Raw genomic sequence first — 18,189 nt, 5'->3', positions numbered from 1 at the left:
CATGGTACGTTTGACCGAGCATTAAAAGCAAGCGGACAAGGCGGCTCAGGCCCTTGTCAGCAGTTTTTTTTATGTTTACCTTATGGTTATTAGCATTTAGACAGGAAGCATGATTTTGCCGCAGTCACCCGAGCACCACCTGGTTATCACCGCACTTGGCGTTGACCGCCCCGGAATCGTCAATACCATTACGCGCCACGTCAGCAGCTGCGGGTGCAACATTGAAGACAGTCGGCTGGCGATGCTCGGCGAAGAGTTCACCTTTATTATGCTGCTCTCCGGTAGCTGGAATGCGATTACGCTGATTGAATCCACGCTGCCGCTGAAAGGCGCAGAGTTGGAGCTGTTGATTGTGATGAAACGCACCGGCGCCAGCGTGCGGCCGCCGATGCCAGCCACAGTTTGGGTGCAGGTAGAGGTTGCCGATTCACCGCACATTATTGAGCGCTTTACCGATCTGTTTGATTCGCATCAGATGAATATTGCGGAGCTGGCCTCAAGAACCCAGCCAGCCCAGGATAATCAGCCGCCTTTGCTTTATATTCAAATGACGGCACACAGTCCTGCCAGCCAGGATGCGTCACATATCGAGCAGGCGTTTAACCGCCTATGTACAGAACTTCATGCTCAGGGCACTATTAAGGCGGTTTCGCACCACGGTTCCTGAATGGTCCGTCCACCACTGCGGAAAGAAACTGTTCTAATTAGCCCACAGCATAAATGATAAAAAACGGAGTGTAGTGATGAATCCACTGAAAGCCGGTGATATTGCACCGAAATTTAGCTTGCCCGATCAGGATGGCGAGCAAGTAAATTTGGCCGACTTCCAGGGGCAGCGCGTTCTGGTTTATTTCTACCCGAAAGCGATGACGCCGGGCTGTACCGTACAGGCGTGCGGGCTGCGTGACAGCATGGATGAGCTGAAAAAAGCCGGTGTTGAAGTTTTGGGTATTAGCACGGATAAACCGGAGAAGCTCTCCCGCTTTGTTGAAAAAGAGATGCTTAATTTCACCCTGCTGTCAGATGAAGACCACGCGGTATGCGAACAGTTTGGTATCTGGGGCGAGAAAACCTTTATGGGTAAAACCTATGACGGCATTCATCGCATCAGCTTCCTGATTGGCGTTGACGGCAAGGTTGAGAAGGTGTTTGACGACTTTAAAACCAGCAATCACCACGACATCGTGATGGATTATCTGAAAGCGGCCTGATTCGCAGCGGCAGATTGTACCTGATTAAACGGGCGGGCCAGCATAACGCGGCCCGCTCTATCATTACTCTTTATACAGCTCGTCCGGCCAGGCATGGACCACCGCTTTGATCAGCGTCGCCAGCGGAATGGCGAAGAACACGCCCCAAAAACCCCACAGCCCGCCGAAAATCACCACTGACAAAATAATCACCAGCGGATGAAGATTGACCGCTTCCGAAAATAGCACCGGCACCAGAATATTGCCGTCCAATCCCTGGATAATCAGATAGATAATCATCATAGTCCAGAAATCGCCGGTCAGTCCCCACTGCCCCAGACCGACACCAATGACCGGAATAGTTACCACCATGGCACCGATATACGGAATCAGTACCGAAACGCCAACCAGCACCGCCAGCAGCAGCGCATAGTTCATGCCGATCGCCAAAAATCCTATCCAGCTGGCAATGCCGACAACAACCATTTCCAACACTTTTCCGCGTATATAGTTGGAAACCTGCTGGTTCATCTCAATCCACACCTGCCCGGCCAGACCGCGATTGCGCGGAAGCACCCGGCGAACTGCATTCAGCAACTGCTCTTTATCTTTCAACAGGAAGAAGACCATCAGCGGTACCAGCACCAGATAGATAGCCAGCGTCATCAGCCCGACCAGCGAGGCCAGCGAATATTTCACTACCTGATCGCCCAGACCGCTCAGCCGGGTACGCAGGTTTTCCACGACGATATCCACGATGCCGACATCCATCAGCGTAGGAAACCGCTCCGGCAGGCGGGTAGCAAACTGGTAGAGGCGGGTCAGCATGCTGGGCAGTTCGTGGGTCAAATTGATCCCCTGCTGCCAGGCGACCGGCACCACTACCAGCAGTAAAATCAGCAACAGCGCGGCAAAGACAATCAGCACCAGGGTGGTCGCCCAGCTGCGGGAACAGCCCAGTCTTTCAAGCCGTACCGTTGGCCATTCCAGTAAATAAGCCAGCACAATTGCCACCAGCAGCGGGGCCAGAAGGCCATTAAAGAAAAACAGAATGCAGAACGTTGCCAGCAGGATCGCCAGCAGAGCAATGGCCTGCGGGTCGCTAAAACGACGGCGATACCACTGCAGTAAAAGTTCCAGCATGAAGGAGTCCTTGCCTTGGAAAGATGAGGTGAGTGTAACTGAAACTCACCGCCCTCGCTGCGGAGCGGGGCGGGAGTCAAGATCAGAACGTAGCTGAATGAACGGCTTCCGGCTGCACGGCAGCTTTTTGCAGAGTCATTACCCGGTTACGACCGGCGTTTTTGGCCTGATACAGCGCTTCATCGGCCTGTTTAAACGTGTGTTCCATGGTTTTCATTTCTGGCGTCCAGAAAGCAACGCCGATTGAAATAGTAATACTGCCAACTCTGTCCAGTACCTGAATTTCAATACGCCGGCGCACACGTTCAGCAATGGCCAGTGCCGTTTCGCTGTCGGTCGCAGGCAGGATCATCAGAAACTCTTCACCGCCGTTGCGACAGATAACATCGGTCTGCCGCGCGCCGAATTCCAGCTGACGCGCGACGTTTTCAATTACATCGTCGCCCACATCATGGCCGAAGGTATCGTTCACCCGTTTAAAGTAGTCGATATCCAGCGCCAGCACGGCAAAAGGCTGCTGGGTAGCCAGGAAATACTCCAGCACAGCATTCAGACCGCGTCGGTTGAGCAGCCCGGTCAGCGGATCGGTCTGCACTTCACTTTTCAGCCTGCCAATCTTGTCCTGCATCAGCCCGATACCGGCCAGCATCGCCCGTTTGATCTGCGAAGCTTCATAGTACCAGGAGCGGATGCCGCTAATTTCACGCGAGGCCTCAGAGGTGTCCATCTGACTGGCTTTACGCGCCAGCTGCCAGAGCGGTAGTGCAATACGCTGTGCGAGTATCAGAGCAAGAATCAGCGTCAGCAGCGCAAAAGGCACGGAGTGTTTCAGCACCTGCAGTAGCAGGCTGTTCAGCGGTGCCAGCGTCGCTTCTTTCGGTTTCATCGCCACAATCATCCAGCCCGAAGCCGGAACAATCGCGTAGCCCGCCAGCATCGACTGCCCGCCGTCACCTTCCAGTTGAAGCGAACCATTGCTCTCTTTTTTCCGCTGCTCGTCATCAATAATCGGCGGGATAGTTTTACCAATCAGATTACGATCCTGGTGATAGAGCACCTGATTCCCGGCATCCACCACATAAAGCGAGGAGCCATCACGGTAGAACTGTTCCCCCAGCAGGGCATTAAGAATGCTTTTCTTTTTCAGATAAATCGATCCGCCGACGTAGCCAAGATAACCGCCGGTTTTCGACCACACCGGCCAGGAGATAAACACCAGCAGGTTATTGGCGGCAGAGATCGTCGGATCGCTAATCATCGGCTTGCGCTGGGTCAGAGCCTGTTTGGCAGCGGAAGAGGTCAGCTTCATGCCTTTTAACATCAGCGACTCCGGTGAGATGGCTTTCACCCAGCCGTTGGCATCAACAATCACCACCGAGTTAAAGCTGCTGGTTTGTTCACGCAGACGATCGACTTCTTTTTGCAGCAGCGTTTCATTATCCAGCCCTCCTTCCAGCATTTTCGCGCTATAGGAAAGCTGCGACTGGGCCAGCTGGAAGAAAACTTCCGAGGTTGCCGCCAGCTTGGTGGCATAAACCCGGTTAGACTCCAGCGTATTCCCGATCAGCACATCACGCTGCACGCGCCAGCTGGCGTACAGAGAATTCGCCAGCGTGATGACAATACTTGCCACGGCCAGCAGCGTGATCAGCGTGCGCAAATCCGTCTTAGGGCGTAATTGCCTTAACATGGATTCACCATAGTGAATAATTTCATTTTTTTAGCGCCTTGTAGTTTTTATGCGCGTTTGTTAAAAAGTGCGAGATATGCCCTGGTAAAGCACTCTACGATTGTACACCTCCCAACTGTTTTGGGAATATTCTAACGTCCACAGTCCGAATTAATTATTGATGGCGCTTCTCAAATGCCGACCCGCCAGTCATTCCGAGCTTTGCCCCCTACTTCACTCGGTTTTACCATTTCATTCCCCCCAACCACTGGTTAAGATGTCGATGGGTGCGGAGTTTTCACCCTTTGCAGAACATTTCGGCATCCTGCCGGTCAAAAATTGGACGTCCTTGTTAGGGTTTACCTATGTTCAACCGATTGAAGAAAAGCCTGCTAACTTCGCTGGTTATCTCCCTGTTGGCGGGTGGTGCTACGCCAGTCCAGGCCGATGTGTCTGACAATCTCCCGGATATTGGTACGACGGCGGGTGGTACGCTGTCGGTCAATCAGGAACTGGCGATGGGGGATTTTTATGTTCGCCAGCTGCGTGCCAGCGCGCCAATCATCAACGACCCGCTAATGAATCAGTACATCAATCAGCTCGGACAGCGGCTGGTTGCCCACGCCTGGTCGGTGAAAACACCGTTCCATTTCTACCTGATCCGCAACGATGAAATTAACGCCTTTGCCTTCTTTGGCGGCAACGTTGTGCTGCATTCCGCCCTGTTCCGCTACAGCGATAACGAAAGCCAGCTGGCTTCGGTGATGGCGCACGAAATCTCGCACGTTACCCAGCGCCACCTCGCCCGAGCGATGGAAGAACAGCAGAAAAACGCGCCGCTGACCTGGGTGGGCGCACTGGGTTCGATTCTGCTGGCCATGGCCAGTCCGCAGGCGGGGATGGCGGCGCTGAGCGGAACGCTTGCAGGCACCCAGCAGGGGATTATCAGCTTTACTCAGCAAAATGAGCAGGAAGCCGACCGTATTGGTATCCAGGTATTGCAGCGGGCGGGATTCGATCCGGAAGCAATGCCTGCATTTCTGCAAAAGCTGGCCGACGAGTCGCGTTTTTCCTCCAAGCCACCGGAAATCCTGTTAACTCACCCCCTTCCCGACAGCCGACTGTCCGATGCCCGCAACCGTGCTAATCAGATGAAACCAGTGGTGGTGCAGTCGTCTCAGGATTTCTATATGGCTAAAGTCAGGGCGCTGGGGATGTTTTCTACCGGGCAGAACCAGCTAACCGAAGATTTGCTGGATTCTCTGTCGAAGGGAAACAGCCGCGAACAGGCCGCCGCGCAGTACGGTAAAGCGGTACAAATGCTGGAGGCCAAAAACTATGCCGGTGCGAAAAACATCATTGCCCCGCTGCTGGCGAAACAGCCGGATAACGTCTGGTATCTGGATATTATTACCGATATCGATATCGGTCTGAACCAGCCGCAGCAGGCCATTAATCGTCTGGTGGCCATTAAAGCCAGCAGCAGCAATCCGGTACTTCAGCTCAACCTGGCGAATGCCTATGTGGAAGCGAAACAGCCCGCTAACGCCAGCAAAGTGCTGTATCGCTATACCTGGGCCAATAAGGACGACCCCAACGGTTGGGATTTGCTGGCCCAGGCCTCCGCAGCGCAGGGCCTGTCGGATGAAGAACAGGCCGCACGGGCCGAAGGTCTGGCGCTGGCCGGGCAGCTCGATCAGGCGATCCGCAGCCTGAGCAGCGCCAGTTCTCAAGTGCCGCTCGGTAGCCTGAAGCAGGCGCGGTACGATGCGCGCATCGACCAGCTGAGACAGTTGCAGGAACGCTTCCGTCAGTATCAAAAGAGATAATAAAACGGGCCCGAAATGAAGAGGCCGGAGGAAATAAGATGAGTGATGTACAGATTTACCATAACCCGCGCTGTTCCAAGAGCCGCGAAACGCTGGCACTGTTAGAGGGTCGGGGCATCCAGCCGCAGGTGATCCGCTACCTGGACACCCCACCGGATGCGGCAACGCTGAAAGCGCTGGTTAAGCAGCTGGGCTTCAGTAGCGCACGTCAGCTGATGCGCCATAAAGAAGATGAGTATAAATCCGTAGGGCTGGATAACCCGGCGCTAAGCGAGGAGCAGCTGATTGCCGCAATGATCGCTCAGCCGAAGCTGATTGAACGCCCGATCGTGGTGTCTAACGGCGAGGCCCGGATTGGCAGGCCACCTGAGCAGGTGCTGGAGATTCTGTAATCGCCGGCCCCATTACGTGCATTCAGGGGCTGGAGATCCTTCAATCGCCCGCCTCATTACGCGCATTAATGAGGCGGGCGAGCCGGGCTTCGGCCAAAAAAATCAGAGATCCAGCGCTTCTTTGACAAACGGAATGGTCAGCTTGCGCTGCGCGCTGATCGAAGCGCGATCGAGCTGATCGAGGGTCAGAAACAGCGTTCGCATCTCGCGATCCAGCCGCTTCAGCAGGAAGCGACAAACGTCTTCCGGCAGTTCAAATCCCCGCAGCCGCGCACGCAGCTGTAGCGCCTGGAGCTTATCTTCGTCGGACAAAGGCTGAAGCTTGTAAATTTGCCCCCAGTCAAGGCGTGACGCCAGATCGGGCAATTTGAGGTTGAGCTGGCGAGGGGGACGATCTCCGGTAATCAGCAGGCGGGTTTTACCGGTTTCAAGAATACGGTTATAGAGGTCAAAAATCGCCATTTCCCACGGCTCATCTCCGGCAATGCATTCGATGTTATCAATGCAGATCAGCGCCAGCTGCTCCATACCGTCGAGGACTTCAGGGACAAACCAGGTGCGTTTATCCAGCGGAACGTAACCGACGGCTTCTCCGGCCGCCGAAAGCTCGGCGCAGGCTGCATGCAGGAGGTGGCTTCGCCCTCCCCCCTCGCGTGACCAGAAATAGAAATAACTACCGTGTTCCTGGTGAAGTGCACTCTGCAGCGCGGCCAGCAGGGACGGATTTTCACCTGGCCAAAAGCTGGCAAAGGTCTCGTCATCGGGCAGATAAAGTGGCAGTGAAAGCTGTGCCGGCGTGTTCAGAATCACCTCAGGGTTTACGCATGCAGAAATCACGAAAAGTCTAACACAACTCCTTCGCGATCATGAAACGTAAAGCCATTGATGGGATCAACCGCAGTAATAAAACCGACATCTACCTTCAGGCACGGTTGAAAAATAGCATCAGCGATCGGAAAGCGGCTGGCGTTACGCCAAATGCCGGGATGAACGGGATCGTTGTGGAGCAGAGTGAACGGCTGTCAATTGTCATACGAAAAGCGCCCCTTTAACGGCAGCGGATAGCTGGCATCCGTTAAAGGGGCTGCGGAGTCTGTGCGGCAGCGTTACTTAACGTCGGAACGCTCATCCGCCACGTCAATAATCTCTTCTTCTTTACGCATCAGGCTGATGACTTTGAAGATCAGGCTCAGGCCCACGCCAACGATAGTCGCCAGCGCCATGCCTTTCAGCTCGGCGGCACCGATGTGCACTTTTGCGCCGCTGACGCCGATGATCAGGATCACCGAAGTCAGGATCAGGTTCTGCGCTTTGTTGTAGTCGACTTTCGATTCAATCAGCACACGGATACCTGATGCACCGATCACCCCGTACAGCAGCAGTGACACGCCGCCCATCACCGGCACCGGCACGGCCTGAATTGCCGCCGCCAGTTTACCCACGCAGGAGAGCAGGATCGCCAAGATTGCCGCGCCGCCGATCACCCAGGTACTGTAGACGCGGGTGATGGCCATCACGCCGATATTCTCACCGTAGGTGGTGTTCGGCGTTGAGCCGAAGAAGCCGGAGAAGACGGTCGAGATGCCGTTAGCAAACATCGAACGATGCAGGCCAGGATCTTTCAGCAGGTCTTTCTTTACGATATTCGCCGTGACCACCAGATGCCCAACGTGCTCGGCAATGACCACCAGCGCCGCTGGCAGGATGGTGAAGATGGCGTACCACTCGAAACGCGGAGTGTAGAAGGTTGGCAGCGCAAACCAGTGCGCTTCACGGACCGGCGTCCAGTCAACGATACCCATAAAGAAGGATAACGCGTAGCCCACCAGCACCCCGACCAGAATCGGGATAATGGCCAGAAAACCGCGGAACAGCACGGAGCCGAACACCGTCACGCCCAGCGTCACCATCGAAATAATGATGGTTTTGCTGTCGGGAGAGGTGCCGTCGGCAGGCAGCAGGCCGGCCATATTTGCCGCCACGCCCGCCAGCTCCAGACCGATAACCGCCACAATCGCGCCCATCGCCGCTGGCGGGAACATCACATCCAGCCAGCCGGTACCGGCTTTCTTAACGATTAGCGCCACCAGGCAGAACAGCACGCCGCACATAATAAAGCCGCCCAGCGCCACTTCATATCCCAGTGGCAGCAACAGCAGTACCGGAGATATAAAGGCAAAGCTTGAACCGAGGTAGGCCGGAATTTTGCCTTTACAGATAAACAGGTACAGCAGCGTACCGATTCCGTTAAACAGCAGCACCGTGGCCGGGTTGATATGGAACAGAATCGGCACCAGCACCGTGGCACCGAACATCGCGAACAGGTGCTGGAAGCTGAGTGGAATGGTTTGCAGCAGCGGTGGCCGCTCGTGTACGCCTATTGCGCGACGCGTCATGTTTCACTACCCCTTGATATGTTTGCCATAAAAAAGCCGACTCTGCGGTCGGCTTGATAATTTATTTAGTACCGAAGATCTTATCGCCAGCGTCGCCGAGGCCAGGGATGATATACCCCTTGTCGTTCAGCCCCTGGTCCACCGATGCGGTATAGAGTTCAACATCCGGGTGCGCTTTCTCCAGCGCGGCGATGCCTTCCGGTGCTGCAACCAGTACCAGAACCTTAATGCTGGTACAGCCGGCTTTTTTCAGCAGATCGATAGTGGCGATCATTGAGCCACCGGTGGCCAGCATCGGGTCAACGACCAGCGCCATACGTTCTTCAATGTTAGAAACCAGCTTCTGGAAATACGGTACCGGCTCCAGCGTCTCTTCATCACGATACACGCCGACGACACTGATACGCGCGCTGGGTACATGCTCCAGCACGCCTTCCATCATGCCCAGACCGGCACGCAGGATTGGCACAACGGTAATCTTCTTACCTTTGATCTGTTCGATCTGCACCGGGCCGTTCCAGCCCTCGATGGTCACCGTCTCGGTTTCCAGATCGGCAGTCGCTTCATAGGTCAGCAGGCTTCCCACTTCTGACGCGAGTTCACGAAAACGCTTGGTGCTTACGTCGTTCTCACGCATCAGACCCAGTTTATGTTTGACCAGCGGGTGTTTGACTTCCACGATCTTCATTGTTGTACTCCCGGAGTGTTAAGCAGCAAAAAAAATCGCGAGATTATAGCGCCATTTATCCGCAGCGCCATATGACTTAGTGCAATAGTTTAGTTAATCACCGCGATAGATGTCATGATTAGCTAAAATTCACCTATCCGTCATGCGGGATAAGATGGCGCTCGCAAACGTTTGCCTGCACTGTTAGAATTACGGCGCTTTATTTTTACCACCACACCACCAACCGCAAACGCGTGGGGATTTCGCAGTGACCGACAAAACCTCTCTCAGCTATAAAGACGCCGGCGTAGATATCGATGCTGGTAATGCTTTAGTCGACCGTATCAAAGGCGTAGTGAAAAAAACCCGCCGCCCTGAAGTGATGGGTGGACTGGGCGGTTTCGGTGCCCTTTGTGCGCTGCCGCAAAAATACCGTGAACCTGTTCTGGTTTCCGGCACTGACGGCGTTGGCACCAAGCTGCGTCTGGCGATGGATCTGAAGCGCCACGATACGATCGGTATCGATCTGGTCGCCATGTGCGTTAACGATCTGGTGGTACAGGGCGCAGAGCCGCTGTTTTTCCTCGACTACTACGCAACCGGTAAACTGGATGTGGATACCGCAGCAAGCGTGATCACCGGCATCGCAGAAGGCTGTTCACAGTCTGGCTGTGCGCTGGTCGGCGGTGAAACCGCTGAAATGCCAGGTATGTATCACGATGAAGATTACGACGTGGCAGGCTTCTGCGTCGGCGTGGTCGAGAAATCTGAAATTATCGACGGCAGCAAAGTGACCGACGGTGACGTGCTGATCGCGCTGGGTTCCAGCGGCCCGCACTCTAACGGCTACTCGCTGGTGCGTAAAATTCTGGAAGTCAGCAAAACCGACCCGGAAACCACCCAGCTGGAAGGCAAATCCCTTTCCGACCACCTGCTGGCGCCAACCCGCATCTACGTGAAAAATATCCTCAGCCTGATCGAACAGGTTGACGTGCACGCCATTGCCCACCTGACCGGCGGCGGCTTCTGGGAAAATATCCCGCGCGTACTGCCGGATAACACCCAGGCCGTACTGGAAGAGTCAAGCTGGGAATGGCCAGCGGTATTCGGCTGGATGCAGCAGGCCGGGAACGTCAGCCGTCATGAAATGTACCGCACCTTTAACTGTGGCGTGGGCATGGTCATTGCCCTGAGCGCGGCAGAAGCGGATAAAGCGGTACAGCTGATGAATGACGCGGGTGAAAAAGCCTGGAAAATTGGTACCATTAAAGCTTCTGATTCTGAAGAGCGTGTGGTCATCAATCCATGAAACGTATAGTCGTGCTGGTTTCCGGGAATGGAAGCAACTTACAGGCAATTCTGGACGCCTGTCAGCAGGGGCGGATTAACGGCAGCGTGGCTGCCGTATTCAGCAACAAGGCCGATGCCTATGGCCTGGAGCGCGCGCGTGAAGCAGGCGTTCCGGCTCATGCGCTGGCCGCCTCACAGTTTGCTGACCGCGAAGCGTTCGACCGCCAGCTGATGCTGGAAATCGATGATTATGCCCCTGACCTGGTGGTACTGGCCGGCTATATGCGCATTCTCAGCCCGGCGTTCGTGCAGCGATATGCCGGACGCATGCTGAATATCCACCCTTCCCTGCTGCCGAAATACCCGGGGCTGCACACCCATCGCCAGGCTATCGAGAACGGCGATGATGAGCACGGTACCTCGGTTCATTTCGTGACGGAAGAGCTGGACGGCGGTCCGGTGATTTTGCAGGCGAAGGTTCCGGTATTCAGTGAAGACACCGAAGCGGATGTGACCGCGCGCGTTCAGCATCAGGAACACGCGATTTATCCGCTGGTGGTTAGCTGGTTCATTGAAGGCCGGCTGGCAATGCGCGAGGATCGCGCCTGGCTGGATGGCCAGCTGCTGCCTGCCGAAGGGCACGCGTTCGAATAGTTGCTACAGGGCGGAAAATATTCCGCCCTTATTTTTAGCCAAACCGACCGGTAATGTAGTCCTCAGTCTTACGCTGCCGTGGTGCAGTGAACAGATCGTCGGTCAGTCCAAATTCCACCACGCTCCCCTGATGCATAAACGCGGTATAGTCTGAAACGCGGGCGGCCTGCTGCATATTGTGCGTCACCAGCACCAGCGTAAAGTGCTGCTTCAGGGTGCTCATCAGCTCTTCAATTACCAGCGTTGAAATCGGGTCCAGCGCAGACGTTGGCTCATCCAGCAGCAGGATCTCCGGTTCAATAGCAATCGCGCGGGCAATCACCAGCCGCTGCTGCTGCCCGCTGGAAAGCGTCAGCGCATTTTGCCACAGATTATCCTTCACCTCGCTCCACAGCGCCGCAGCGCGTAGCGCACGCTCTACCGTTTCATCCAGCACCCGTCGATCGCGAATGCCCTGCAGGCGCAGGCCGTAAACCACATTGTCATAGATGGTCTTGGGGAAAGGGTTGGGGCGCTGGAACACCATCCCAACGCGGCGGCGCAGCTGGGAAAGATCGCGATCGGGGCCGAGGATCGACTGCTGATGCAGACGAATATCGCCTTCCACCCGGCAGTTGTCGATCAGATCGTTCATGCGGTTAAAGCAGCGCAGCAGGGTCGATTTACCGCAGCCTGACGGACCGATCAGCGCGGTAATGCGATTTTTCGGTATCCGCAGACTGATGTTATTCAGTGCCGGTTTCGCCCCATACCACAAACTCAGATTATCCAGCTCAAGCGCGGTTTCCGCATCTTCAAATATGACAGCCATAACCATCCCGTATTAGTGCATCAGCGCACGGTAGCGCTCGCGCAGACGATGGCGAAGGATCATCGCCACCAGATTTAATCCCAGGATCAGCAATACCAGTAACAGCGCCGTGGCGAACACCAGTGGGCGATCGGCCTCGGCGTTGGGGCTCTGGAATGCCAGATCGTAAATTTGAAAACCAAGGTGCATAAACTTACGGTCAAGGTGCAGATAGGGGAACAGCGAATCAATCGGCAGTTCAGGCACCATTTTGACCACTCCGACCAGCATTAACGGCGCGGTTTCGCCTGCGGCACGCGCCACGGCGAGGATCAGCCCGGTCAGCATCGCCGGAACCGCCAACGGCAGCGTGACATGCCACAGCGTTTCGGCCTGTGTGGCCCCCAACGCCAGCGAACCCTGCCGCAGCGCGGGCGGAATACGCGACAGCCCTTCCTCGGTGGCGACGATCACTACCGGCAGCGTCAGCAGTGCCAGAGTCAGTGAGGCCCATAATAAGCCGGGCGTACCAAAGGTCGGGTTCGGCAGCGTACCGGCGAAGAATAATCGATCGATGCTGCCCCCCATCAGCCAGACAAAGAAGCCCAGACCAAACACGCCGTAAACGATTGACGGCACGCCAGCCAGATTAACCACCGCGATACGTACCAGGCGGGTGAGCATATTGCGACCGGCATACTCATGCAGCCAGATTGCCGCGATCACCCCCAGCGGCATGACCACCACGGACATCAGCAGCACCATCAGTATGGTGCCAAAGATCGCCGGAAATACCCCGCCGTCTCGCTGCCCGTCACCGCTGCTGTCGCTGACAAAATGCCACAGCTGGTCGCCGAAGTGCTGCCATTTCTGCCAGGTACTCATTGTATTCGGCTGCCAGGCGGAAATAATCTGCCCAAGCGGGATACGCTGGGTAACACCGGCAGCATCGCGCAGTAGCAATACCGTGTTGTTGCTTTCAACATGCAGGGCAGAAAGGCGCGATGCGAAGCGCGCAAACTGCCGCTGTAGCTCCGCTCGGTCAGCCTCATACACCGACTGTGCCTGAGCATCAAAATTCCTGCGGGCGACCTGCTTACTGCGCTGCTTTTCCAACGCTTCCAGCTGGGTATTCACTCGTGCCATCGATACCCGGCGGAGTTTTTCCGCTTCGGCAATATGCTGGCGGGCCTGAACCAGGCGCTGTTGCAGCGTCTGGTTGAGATCGCGTGCCATCAGCGTCTGTCCACCCTCCTGCAGTCCATCAAACCAGCCGTAGGCATTTCCACCGCTGAGGCGCTGTAACACAATTACCGGGCCTGGAGTGGTGCGGTTGACGATCTCCGCTGACAGAATGGTACGGAAATCCGGTGCGGCGAAATCGCGATTGCCGGTTTTAATCAGATAGCGGGTGACACTCTCCGGAAGATCCGGTGGCAGCGGCTGGCCACTGGCTTCAAGCTGCTGCCGCGAGACCTGCTGCTGTCCGGCGACTTCACCCAGCAGCTGCTGCTGTCCTGAAGGCGTGTTGATGGTAAACAGCTCCACCGGCTGCGGCCAGAAATAGCGCAGTCCCTGCCAGCCCAGCAGGGCTATCAGCAGCATAAAGACCAGCAGGCTGACGGCGACGGCACCGCCGGTCAGCCAGCGCCAGCGATGGTTGTTACGTTCAGCATTCATCATCCCTGTACCTCCTGCTGACTGTAACGCTGCCGCAGCCTTTGTCTGACTATTTCTGCAATCGTATTCACGACCAGCGTAAACACCAGCAGCACCAGCGCAGAAAGGAACAGTATCCGGTAATGCGCACTGCCCGCCGCCGCTTCGGGCATTTCAACGGCCACATTTGCCGCCAGCGAACGCAGCCCCTGTAGCAGGCCGCCGTCGGTCACCGGCGTATTGCCGGTAGCCATGAGTACAATCATCGTTTCACCCAGCGCCCGGCCAAAGCCGATCATCAGCGCGGCAAAAATACCCGATGATGCCCCGGGTAGCACTACCCGGGTCAGGGTTTGCCACTGCGTCGCGCCCAGCGCCAGCGATCCCTGCCCCTGCGAGGCAGGAACGCTAAAGATTGCATCTTCCGCCAGCGTAAAGATCAGCGGCACCAGCGCAAAGCCCATCGCAACGCCGGCCACCAGCAGATTACGTTGCTGATAGCCCGAACTGAGGCGATCGGCCCACACCTGTCCCCAGATAGCCTGCTCCACCATGGGTACAATCCACAGGCAAAAAAGGCCGGTCAGCAGTAACAGCGGCAGAAGAACCACCACTTCGCGCCCTTCGGTCAGCCAGCGCCTGCGCCAGCGCGGCGGCAGCTTCTGCCTCCCCCAGCTGCACAGCAGCAGCACAGCAGCCAGCATCAGCGGCAGTAGCATCACTCCTGACAGTTTGTCACCCAGCCTTGGGGCCAGCCACAGTCCGGCGATCAGTCCAATCACCACGCTGGGCAGCGCACCCATCATTTCGATGGCTGGTTTCACCCAACGACGCAGCCGGGGTGACATAAACCACGCCGTGTACATCGCCGCCGCCAGCGCCAGCGGGGTGGCAAACAGCATCGCCAGCGCCGCCGCTTTCAGCGTTCCCACCACCATTGGCACCAGGCTATATTTTCCCTGGTAATAGTCATTTGCCGAAGTCGACTGCCAGACATAGTCCGGTTCAGGATAGTTTTCATACCAGACCTTTTGCCACAGGCTGCGCCAGCTGATATCCGGCCACGGGTTCTGCATACGATAGTGCTGCCAGTTGCCTTCTCGCTCCACCAGCAGTCCGTCACCTTCCGGTGAAAACTGCGCACGCTGGATACCTGCCGACAACTGCCGGGTCAGGATAGCGCCCTGCTGTTTACTGGCGTACAGCTTCAGCTCACCCTGGGGGCTGAGGGTGGCAAAGACACGGCGATGAGCTTCGCCAAACAGCAGTGGCTGCCAGCGGGCACCGTCGAAGTCACGAATCCGCCGCAGATGTGGGCCATCGGCACTGGCGATGTCAAACCACTGCGAAATCCCCCGATCATCCGCGACCAGCAGAGAACTCCCACCGCTGAGCAAAGCCAGCGATTTTGCCGGTCTCGGCAGCGTAACCGCATCACGCAGCGTGGGAGCCCCCTCACCCAGCGTCCAGACGCGCAGCTGCGAGCCGGAAAGGGTAAACAGCAGTCCACCGTCGGGTGAGAGCAGCAGCTGATTCACATTGCTGACGGTTAAATTTGTGTTTTGTGCGGGCTGCTGCGGCTGGAGTTGCCACAGGGTAATACGATCGGTCCCGGCCAGCGCAACAACCCAGCGATTCTCGGCACTCTGGGCCACGCTGATTTGCCCCGCTCCGGCATCACCAGAGGCAACAGGAATATCACCCAGCGGGAAGCTCCACTGTGGTTTCTGCGGCAGGCTGAAGTCAGGGCGCACAAGCAGCATATTGCCGTTGTTATCCAGCAGCAGCGTCGTCAGGTTATCTGCGCTGGAAGCGGCGCGAACCGGCCCCGCCAGCAGCGTCTGGGGCTGAAGTTGCAGCGTCGGCTCAGACTGGGGCTGAGAGCGCTGATCCGACGTTGGCTGCGGCAGCGTCGCGTTTTGCGCTTCCAGAGAAATAAACTGGCCGCGACCGTCTTGATCAATACGCCAGCCCCAGCGCTGAACCTTATCCGTCCCCAGCGCTACCGACTGACTGTGAGAATCCAGTTTTATCTCACCGGCATTCTGAAATCCCGGCGCGGAAAATAACGGTATAACCACCCAAATAAGCCAGAAAAACAGCAATAGCATCACTAAAAGGATGGCTACCCCGCACGCGGTCACCACGCGCCGGGTCAAACGATCGGCAAATCGTCGGCTGCGGGCGTTATCGTGTACGGGAATCGGGTTATCGATCATGCCTGGTCTGTTTTCCATTTTGCTGTAAAGCCGCTATGTTGCCCGTATGCGGTTAATAAGACAATTAGACAGTGCGATACAATGACATATGCCCGCCGCAGTAGGGGTTCCTCACCGTCTTTGTCACAAAACTGTCATACATCTGCCGTTGGACATTGTTGCCATACTCTCGCCATAATGTTGCAGAACAATGGATATCTTCATCCTGAATCAGCCGAACGGAGTAAAAATGGGTCAGGAAAAGCTTTACATAGAAAAAGAATTAAGCTGGCTGTCCTTTAATGAACGTGTGCTACAGGAAGCTGCTGATAAAACTAACCCGCTGATTGAGCGCATGCGTTTTCTGGGTATCTATTCCAATAACCTGGAAGAATTCTATAAAGTTCGCTTTGCCGATTTAAAACGTCGCATTCTAATCGGTGAGGAACAGGGGTCTCCCAGCACGCCACGGCATTTGCTGAAAAAAATTCAGGCACGCGTTCTGAAGGCCGACCAGGAATTCGACAGCCTCTATAACGACCTGCTGCTGGAAATGGCGCGTAATCAGATCTTCCTGATTAACGAACGCCAGCTTTCCCCTAATCAGCAAACCTGGCTGCGACACTACTTCAAACACCATCTGCGCCAGCACATCACCCCCATCCTGATCAATGAAGACACCGATCTGATTGAGTTCCTCAAGGATGACTACACCTACCTGGCGGTGGAAATCATTCGCGGCGAAGAGATCCGCTACGCCCTGCTGGAAATTCCGTCCGATAAAGTACCGCGCTTCGTCAATCTGCCGCCGGAAACGCCTCGCCGCCGTAAGCCAATGATTCTACTTGATAACATCCTGCGCTATTGCCTGGGTGATATCTTCCGTGGCTTCTTCGATTACGATGCGCTGAACGCTTACTCGATGAAGATGACCCGCGATGCGGAATATGACCTGGTCAACGAGATGGAGTCCAGCCTGCTGGAGCTGATGTCTTCCAGCCTGAAGCAGCGCCTGACCGCAGAACCGGTGCGCTTTGTTTACCAGCGCGACATGCCCGATGCGATGGTCGAATTGCTGCGTAAAAAGCTGAACATCTCCAACTATGATTCGATCGTTCCCGGCGGCCGCTATCATAACTTCAAGGACTTTATCGGCTTCCCTAACGTCGGCAAAGCAAACCTGGTCAATAAACCGCTGCCGCAGCTGCGCCACATCTGGTTTGACCGCTTCCGCAACGGCTTTGATGCCATTCGCAACCGCGATGTGCTGCTCTACTACCCGTACCATACTTTCGAGCACGTACTGGAGCTGTTGCGCCAGGCATCGTTTGACCCATCGGTGTTAGCCATCAAGATCAACATCTACCGCGTAGCCAAGCACTCACGCATTATGGATGCGATGATCCATGCGGCTTACAACGGTAAGAAAGTCACGGTAGTGGTCGAATTACAGGCCCGCTTCGATGAAGAGGCCAACATCCACTGGGCCAAACGCCTGACCGAAGCTGGCGTACACGTTATCTTCTCCGCACCGGGTCTGAAGATCCACGCCAAGCTGTTCCTGATTTCACGCCGCGAAAATGATGAAATCGTTCGCTACGCTCATATCGGCACCGGAAACTTTAACGAAAAAACCGCCCGTATTTATACCGACTACTCGCTGCTGACCGCTGATGCACGTATCACCAATGAGGTGCGCCGGGTCTTTAACTTTATTGAAAACCCGTATCGCCCGGTCAGTTTTGAACATCTGATGGTGTCGCCGCAGAACTCGCGCAAAATGCTCTATCAGCTGATTGATGCGGAAATCGCCAACGCGCAGAACGGCATTCAGGCGGGTATCACCCTTAAGATTAACAACCTGGTGGATAAAGGCCTGGTCGATCGCCTGTATACGGCGTCCAGCGTTGGAGTGAAGGTGAACCTGCTGGTGCGCGGAATGTGCTCCCTTATCCCCGATCTGGAGGGCATCAGCGAAAATATTCGCGTGATCAGTATTGTTGACCGCTACCTGGAACACGATCGCGTCTATATTTTTGATAACGGCGGCGATAAAAAGGTCTTCCTCTCCTCCGCTGACTGGATGACGCGAAATATTGACTACCGAATTGAAGTGGCCGTCTCCATTCTTGATCCTATTCTGAAACAGCGTGTGCTGGATATTATTGCCATTCTGTTAAGTGATACGTTGAAGGCCCGTTATGTCGATAAAGAACTGAGCAATCGCTATGTTCCACGCGGCAACCGCCGCAAGGTTCGCGCGCAGCTGGCTATTTACGATTATATTAAATCTCTTGAGCAACCTGACTGAC

At 55.6% G+C, this 18,189-nt stretch carries 15 protein-coding genes; 7 read left to right on the top strand and 8 right to left on the bottom strand.

Going from position 1 to position 18,189, the window contains the following annotated elements; translation table 11 throughout:
* Positions 1 to 109: 109 nt before the first annotated feature.
* Both IBT47_RS22405 and bcp read left to right on the top strand, forming a co-directional pair.
* On the top strand, positions 110 to 667 hold the full coding sequence (locus IBT47_RS22405) for a glycine cleavage system transcriptional repressor (protein ID WP_370569938.1): 558 nt from the start codon (positions 110 to 112) through the stop codon (positions 665 to 667).
* Positions 668 to 743: 76 nt separating this feature from the next.
* A complete protein-coding gene (gene bcp, locus IBT47_RS22400) occupies positions 744 to 1,211 on the top strand; it encodes a thioredoxin-dependent thiol peroxidase (RefSeq protein ID WP_105593258.1) in 468 nt (155 codons plus the stop codon).
* A 63-nt stretch (positions 1,212 to 1,274) separates the two neighbouring features.
* On the opposite strand, the gene IBT47_RS22395 is transcribed toward bcp, so the two are convergent.
* Positions 1,275 to 2,333 (bottom strand): AI-2E family transporter, encoded by a 1,059-nt coding sequence (locus IBT47_RS22395; protein ID WP_200563125.1) that lies wholly within the window; start codon positions 2,331 to 2,333, stop codon positions 1,275 to 1,277.
* 82 nt (positions 2,334 to 2,415) lie between these two features.
* The gene (locus IBT47_RS22390; RefSeq protein WP_200545576.1) at positions 2,416 to 4,023 is read right to left on the bottom strand and encodes a sensor domain-containing diguanylate cyclase; all 1,608 of its coding nucleotides are present in this window, start codon (positions 4,021 to 4,023) and stop codon (positions 2,416 to 2,418) included.
* A gap of 344 nt (positions 4,024 to 4,367) precedes the next feature.
* Between IBT47_RS22390 and IBT47_RS22385 the strand changes: the two genes are divergently transcribed.
* The gene (locus tag IBT47_RS22385) at positions 4,368 to 5,831 is read left to right on the top strand and encodes a M48 family metallopeptidase (RefSeq protein WP_200563124.1); all 1,464 of its coding nucleotides are present in this window, start codon (positions 4,368 to 4,370) and stop codon (positions 5,829 to 5,831) included.
* 38 nt (positions 5,832 to 5,869) lie between these two features.
* A complete protein-coding gene (arsC, locus tag IBT47_RS22380; RefSeq protein ID WP_200563123.1) occupies positions 5,870 to 6,223 on the top strand; it encodes an arsenate reductase (glutaredoxin) in 354 nt (117 codons plus the stop codon).
* A gap of 102 nt (positions 6,224 to 6,325) precedes the next feature.
* On the opposite strand, the gene hda is transcribed toward arsC, so the two are convergent.
* The 3 genes from hda to upp form a co-directional block, all read right to left on the bottom strand.
* On the bottom strand, positions 6,326 to 7,033 hold the full coding sequence (hda, locus tag IBT47_RS22375; RefSeq protein ID WP_105593357.1) for a DnaA inactivator Hda: 708 nt from the start codon (positions 7,031 to 7,033) through the stop codon (positions 6,326 to 6,328).
* 296 nt (positions 7,034 to 7,329) lie between these two features.
* On the bottom strand, positions 7,330 to 8,619 hold the full coding sequence (gene uraA, locus IBT47_RS22370) for a uracil permease (RefSeq protein ID WP_200545578.1): 1,290 nt from the start codon (positions 8,617 to 8,619) through the stop codon (positions 7,330 to 7,332).
* A gap of 61 nt (positions 8,620 to 8,680) precedes the next feature.
* On the bottom strand, positions 8,681 to 9,307 hold the full coding sequence (upp, locus tag IBT47_RS22365) for a uracil phosphoribosyltransferase (RefSeq protein ID WP_105593251.1): 627 nt from the start codon (positions 9,305 to 9,307) through the stop codon (positions 8,681 to 8,683).
* Between the two features lie 247 nt (positions 9,308 to 9,554).
* Here upp and purM point away from each other — a divergent pair, with 247 nt between their 5' ends.
* Together purM and purN are read left to right on the top strand one after the other, a co-directional pair.
* The gene (gene purM / locus IBT47_RS22360; RefSeq protein ID WP_200563122.1) at positions 9,555 to 10,595 is read left to right on the top strand and encodes a phosphoribosylformylglycinamidine cyclo-ligase; all 1,041 of its coding nucleotides are present in this window, start codon (positions 9,555 to 9,557) and stop codon (positions 10,593 to 10,595) included.
* Positions 10,592 to 11,230, top strand: a complete 639-nt coding sequence (gene purN / locus IBT47_RS22355; RefSeq protein ID WP_200563121.1) for a phosphoribosylglycinamide formyltransferase — start codon at positions 10,592 to 10,594, stop codon at positions 11,228 to 11,230. The genes purM and purN overlap by 4 nt, the downstream gene beginning before the upstream one ends.
* Before the next feature lie 34 nt (positions 11,231 to 11,264).
* Here the strand turns inward: purN and pstB are convergent, their stop codons facing one another.
* The 3 genes from pstB to IBT47_RS22340 are packed head-to-tail and all read right to left on the bottom strand — an operon-like array spanning position 11,265 to position 15,916.
* Positions 11,265 to 12,041 carry a phosphate ABC transporter ATP-binding protein PstB gene (pstB, locus tag IBT47_RS22350; RefSeq protein ID WP_105593248.1) on the bottom strand — a complete coding sequence of 259 codons (777 nt, stop codon included), beginning with the start codon at positions 12,039 to 12,041 and terminating at the stop codon, positions 11,265 to 11,267.
* A gap of 12 nt (positions 12,042 to 12,053) precedes the next feature.
* Positions 12,054 to 13,700: a phosphate ABC transporter permease PstA gene (gene pstA, locus IBT47_RS22345; protein ID WP_200545680.1), complete on the bottom strand. Its 1,647-nt coding sequence runs from the start codon at positions 13,698 to 13,700 to the stop codon at positions 12,054 to 12,056.
* Positions 13,700 to 15,916, bottom strand: a complete 2,217-nt coding sequence (locus IBT47_RS22340) for an ABC transporter permease subunit (protein WP_370569937.1) — start codon at positions 15,914 to 15,916, stop codon at positions 13,700 to 13,702. Before IBT47_RS22340 ends, pstA begins: the two co-directional genes overlap by 1 nt.
* A gap of 211 nt (positions 15,917 to 16,127) precedes the next feature.
* Here IBT47_RS22340 and ppk1 point away from each other — a divergent pair, with 211 nt between their 5' ends.
* Positions 16,128 to 18,188: a polyphosphate kinase 1 gene (ppk1, locus tag IBT47_RS22335; protein ID WP_105593355.1), complete on the top strand. Its 2,061-nt coding sequence runs from the start codon at positions 16,128 to 16,130 to the stop codon at positions 18,186 to 18,188.
* Position 18,189: the final 1 nt, after the last annotated feature.

Source organism: Erwinia sp. S43, from assembly GCF_016624745.1.
Classification (GTDB): domain Bacteria; phylum Pseudomonadota; class Gammaproteobacteria; order Enterobacterales; family Enterobacteriaceae; genus Erwinia; species Erwinia coffeiphila.
Note: the sequence above shows the minus strand (reverse complement) of the source record. Positions and strands in the feature narration are given on the sequence as shown.

Coding starts and splice junctions, on each gene's coding strand:
- IBT47_RS22405 (WP_370569938.1), top strand. CDS start 110: ATGATTTTGCCGCAGTCACCCGAGCACCACCTGGTTATCACCGCACTT.
- bcp (WP_105593258.1), top strand. CDS start 744: ATGAATCCACTGAAAGCCGGTGATATTGCACCGAAATTTAGCTTGCCC.
- IBT47_RS22395 (WP_200563125.1), bottom strand. CDS start 2,333: ATGCTGGAACTTTTACTGCAGTGGTATCGCCGTCGTTTTAGCGACCCG.
- IBT47_RS22390 (WP_200545576.1), bottom strand. CDS start 4,023: ATGTTAAGGCAATTACGCCCTAAGACGGATTTGCGCACGCTGATCACG.
- IBT47_RS22385 (WP_200563124.1), top strand. CDS start 4,368: ATGTTCAACCGATTGAAGAAAAGCCTGCTAACTTCGCTGGTTATCTCC.
- arsC (WP_200563123.1), top strand. CDS start 5,870: ATGAGTGATGTACAGATTTACCATAACCCGCGCTGTTCCAAGAGCCGC.
- uraA (WP_200545578.1), bottom strand. CDS start 8,619: ATGACGCGTCGCGCAATAGGCGTACACGAGCGGCCACCGCTGCTGCAA.
- upp (WP_105593251.1), bottom strand. CDS start 9,307: ATGAAGATCGTGGAAGTCAAACACCCGCTGGTCAAACATAAACTGGGT.
- purN (WP_200563121.1), top strand. CDS start 10,592: ATGAAACGTATAGTCGTGCTGGTTTCCGGGAATGGAAGCAACTTACAG.
- pstB (WP_105593248.1), bottom strand. CDS start 12,041: ATGGCTGTCATATTTGAAGATGCGGAAACCGCGCTTGAGCTGGATAAT.
- pstA (WP_200545680.1), bottom strand. CDS start 13,700: ATGAATGCTGAACGTAACAACCATCGCTGGCGCTGGCTGACCGGCGGT.
- IBT47_RS22340 (WP_370569937.1), bottom strand. CDS start 15,916: ATGGAAAACAGACCAGGCATGATCGATAACCCGATTCCCGTACACGAT.
- ppk1 (WP_105593355.1), top strand. CDS start 16,128: ATGGGTCAGGAAAAGCTTTACATAGAAAAAGAATTAAGCTGGCTGTCC.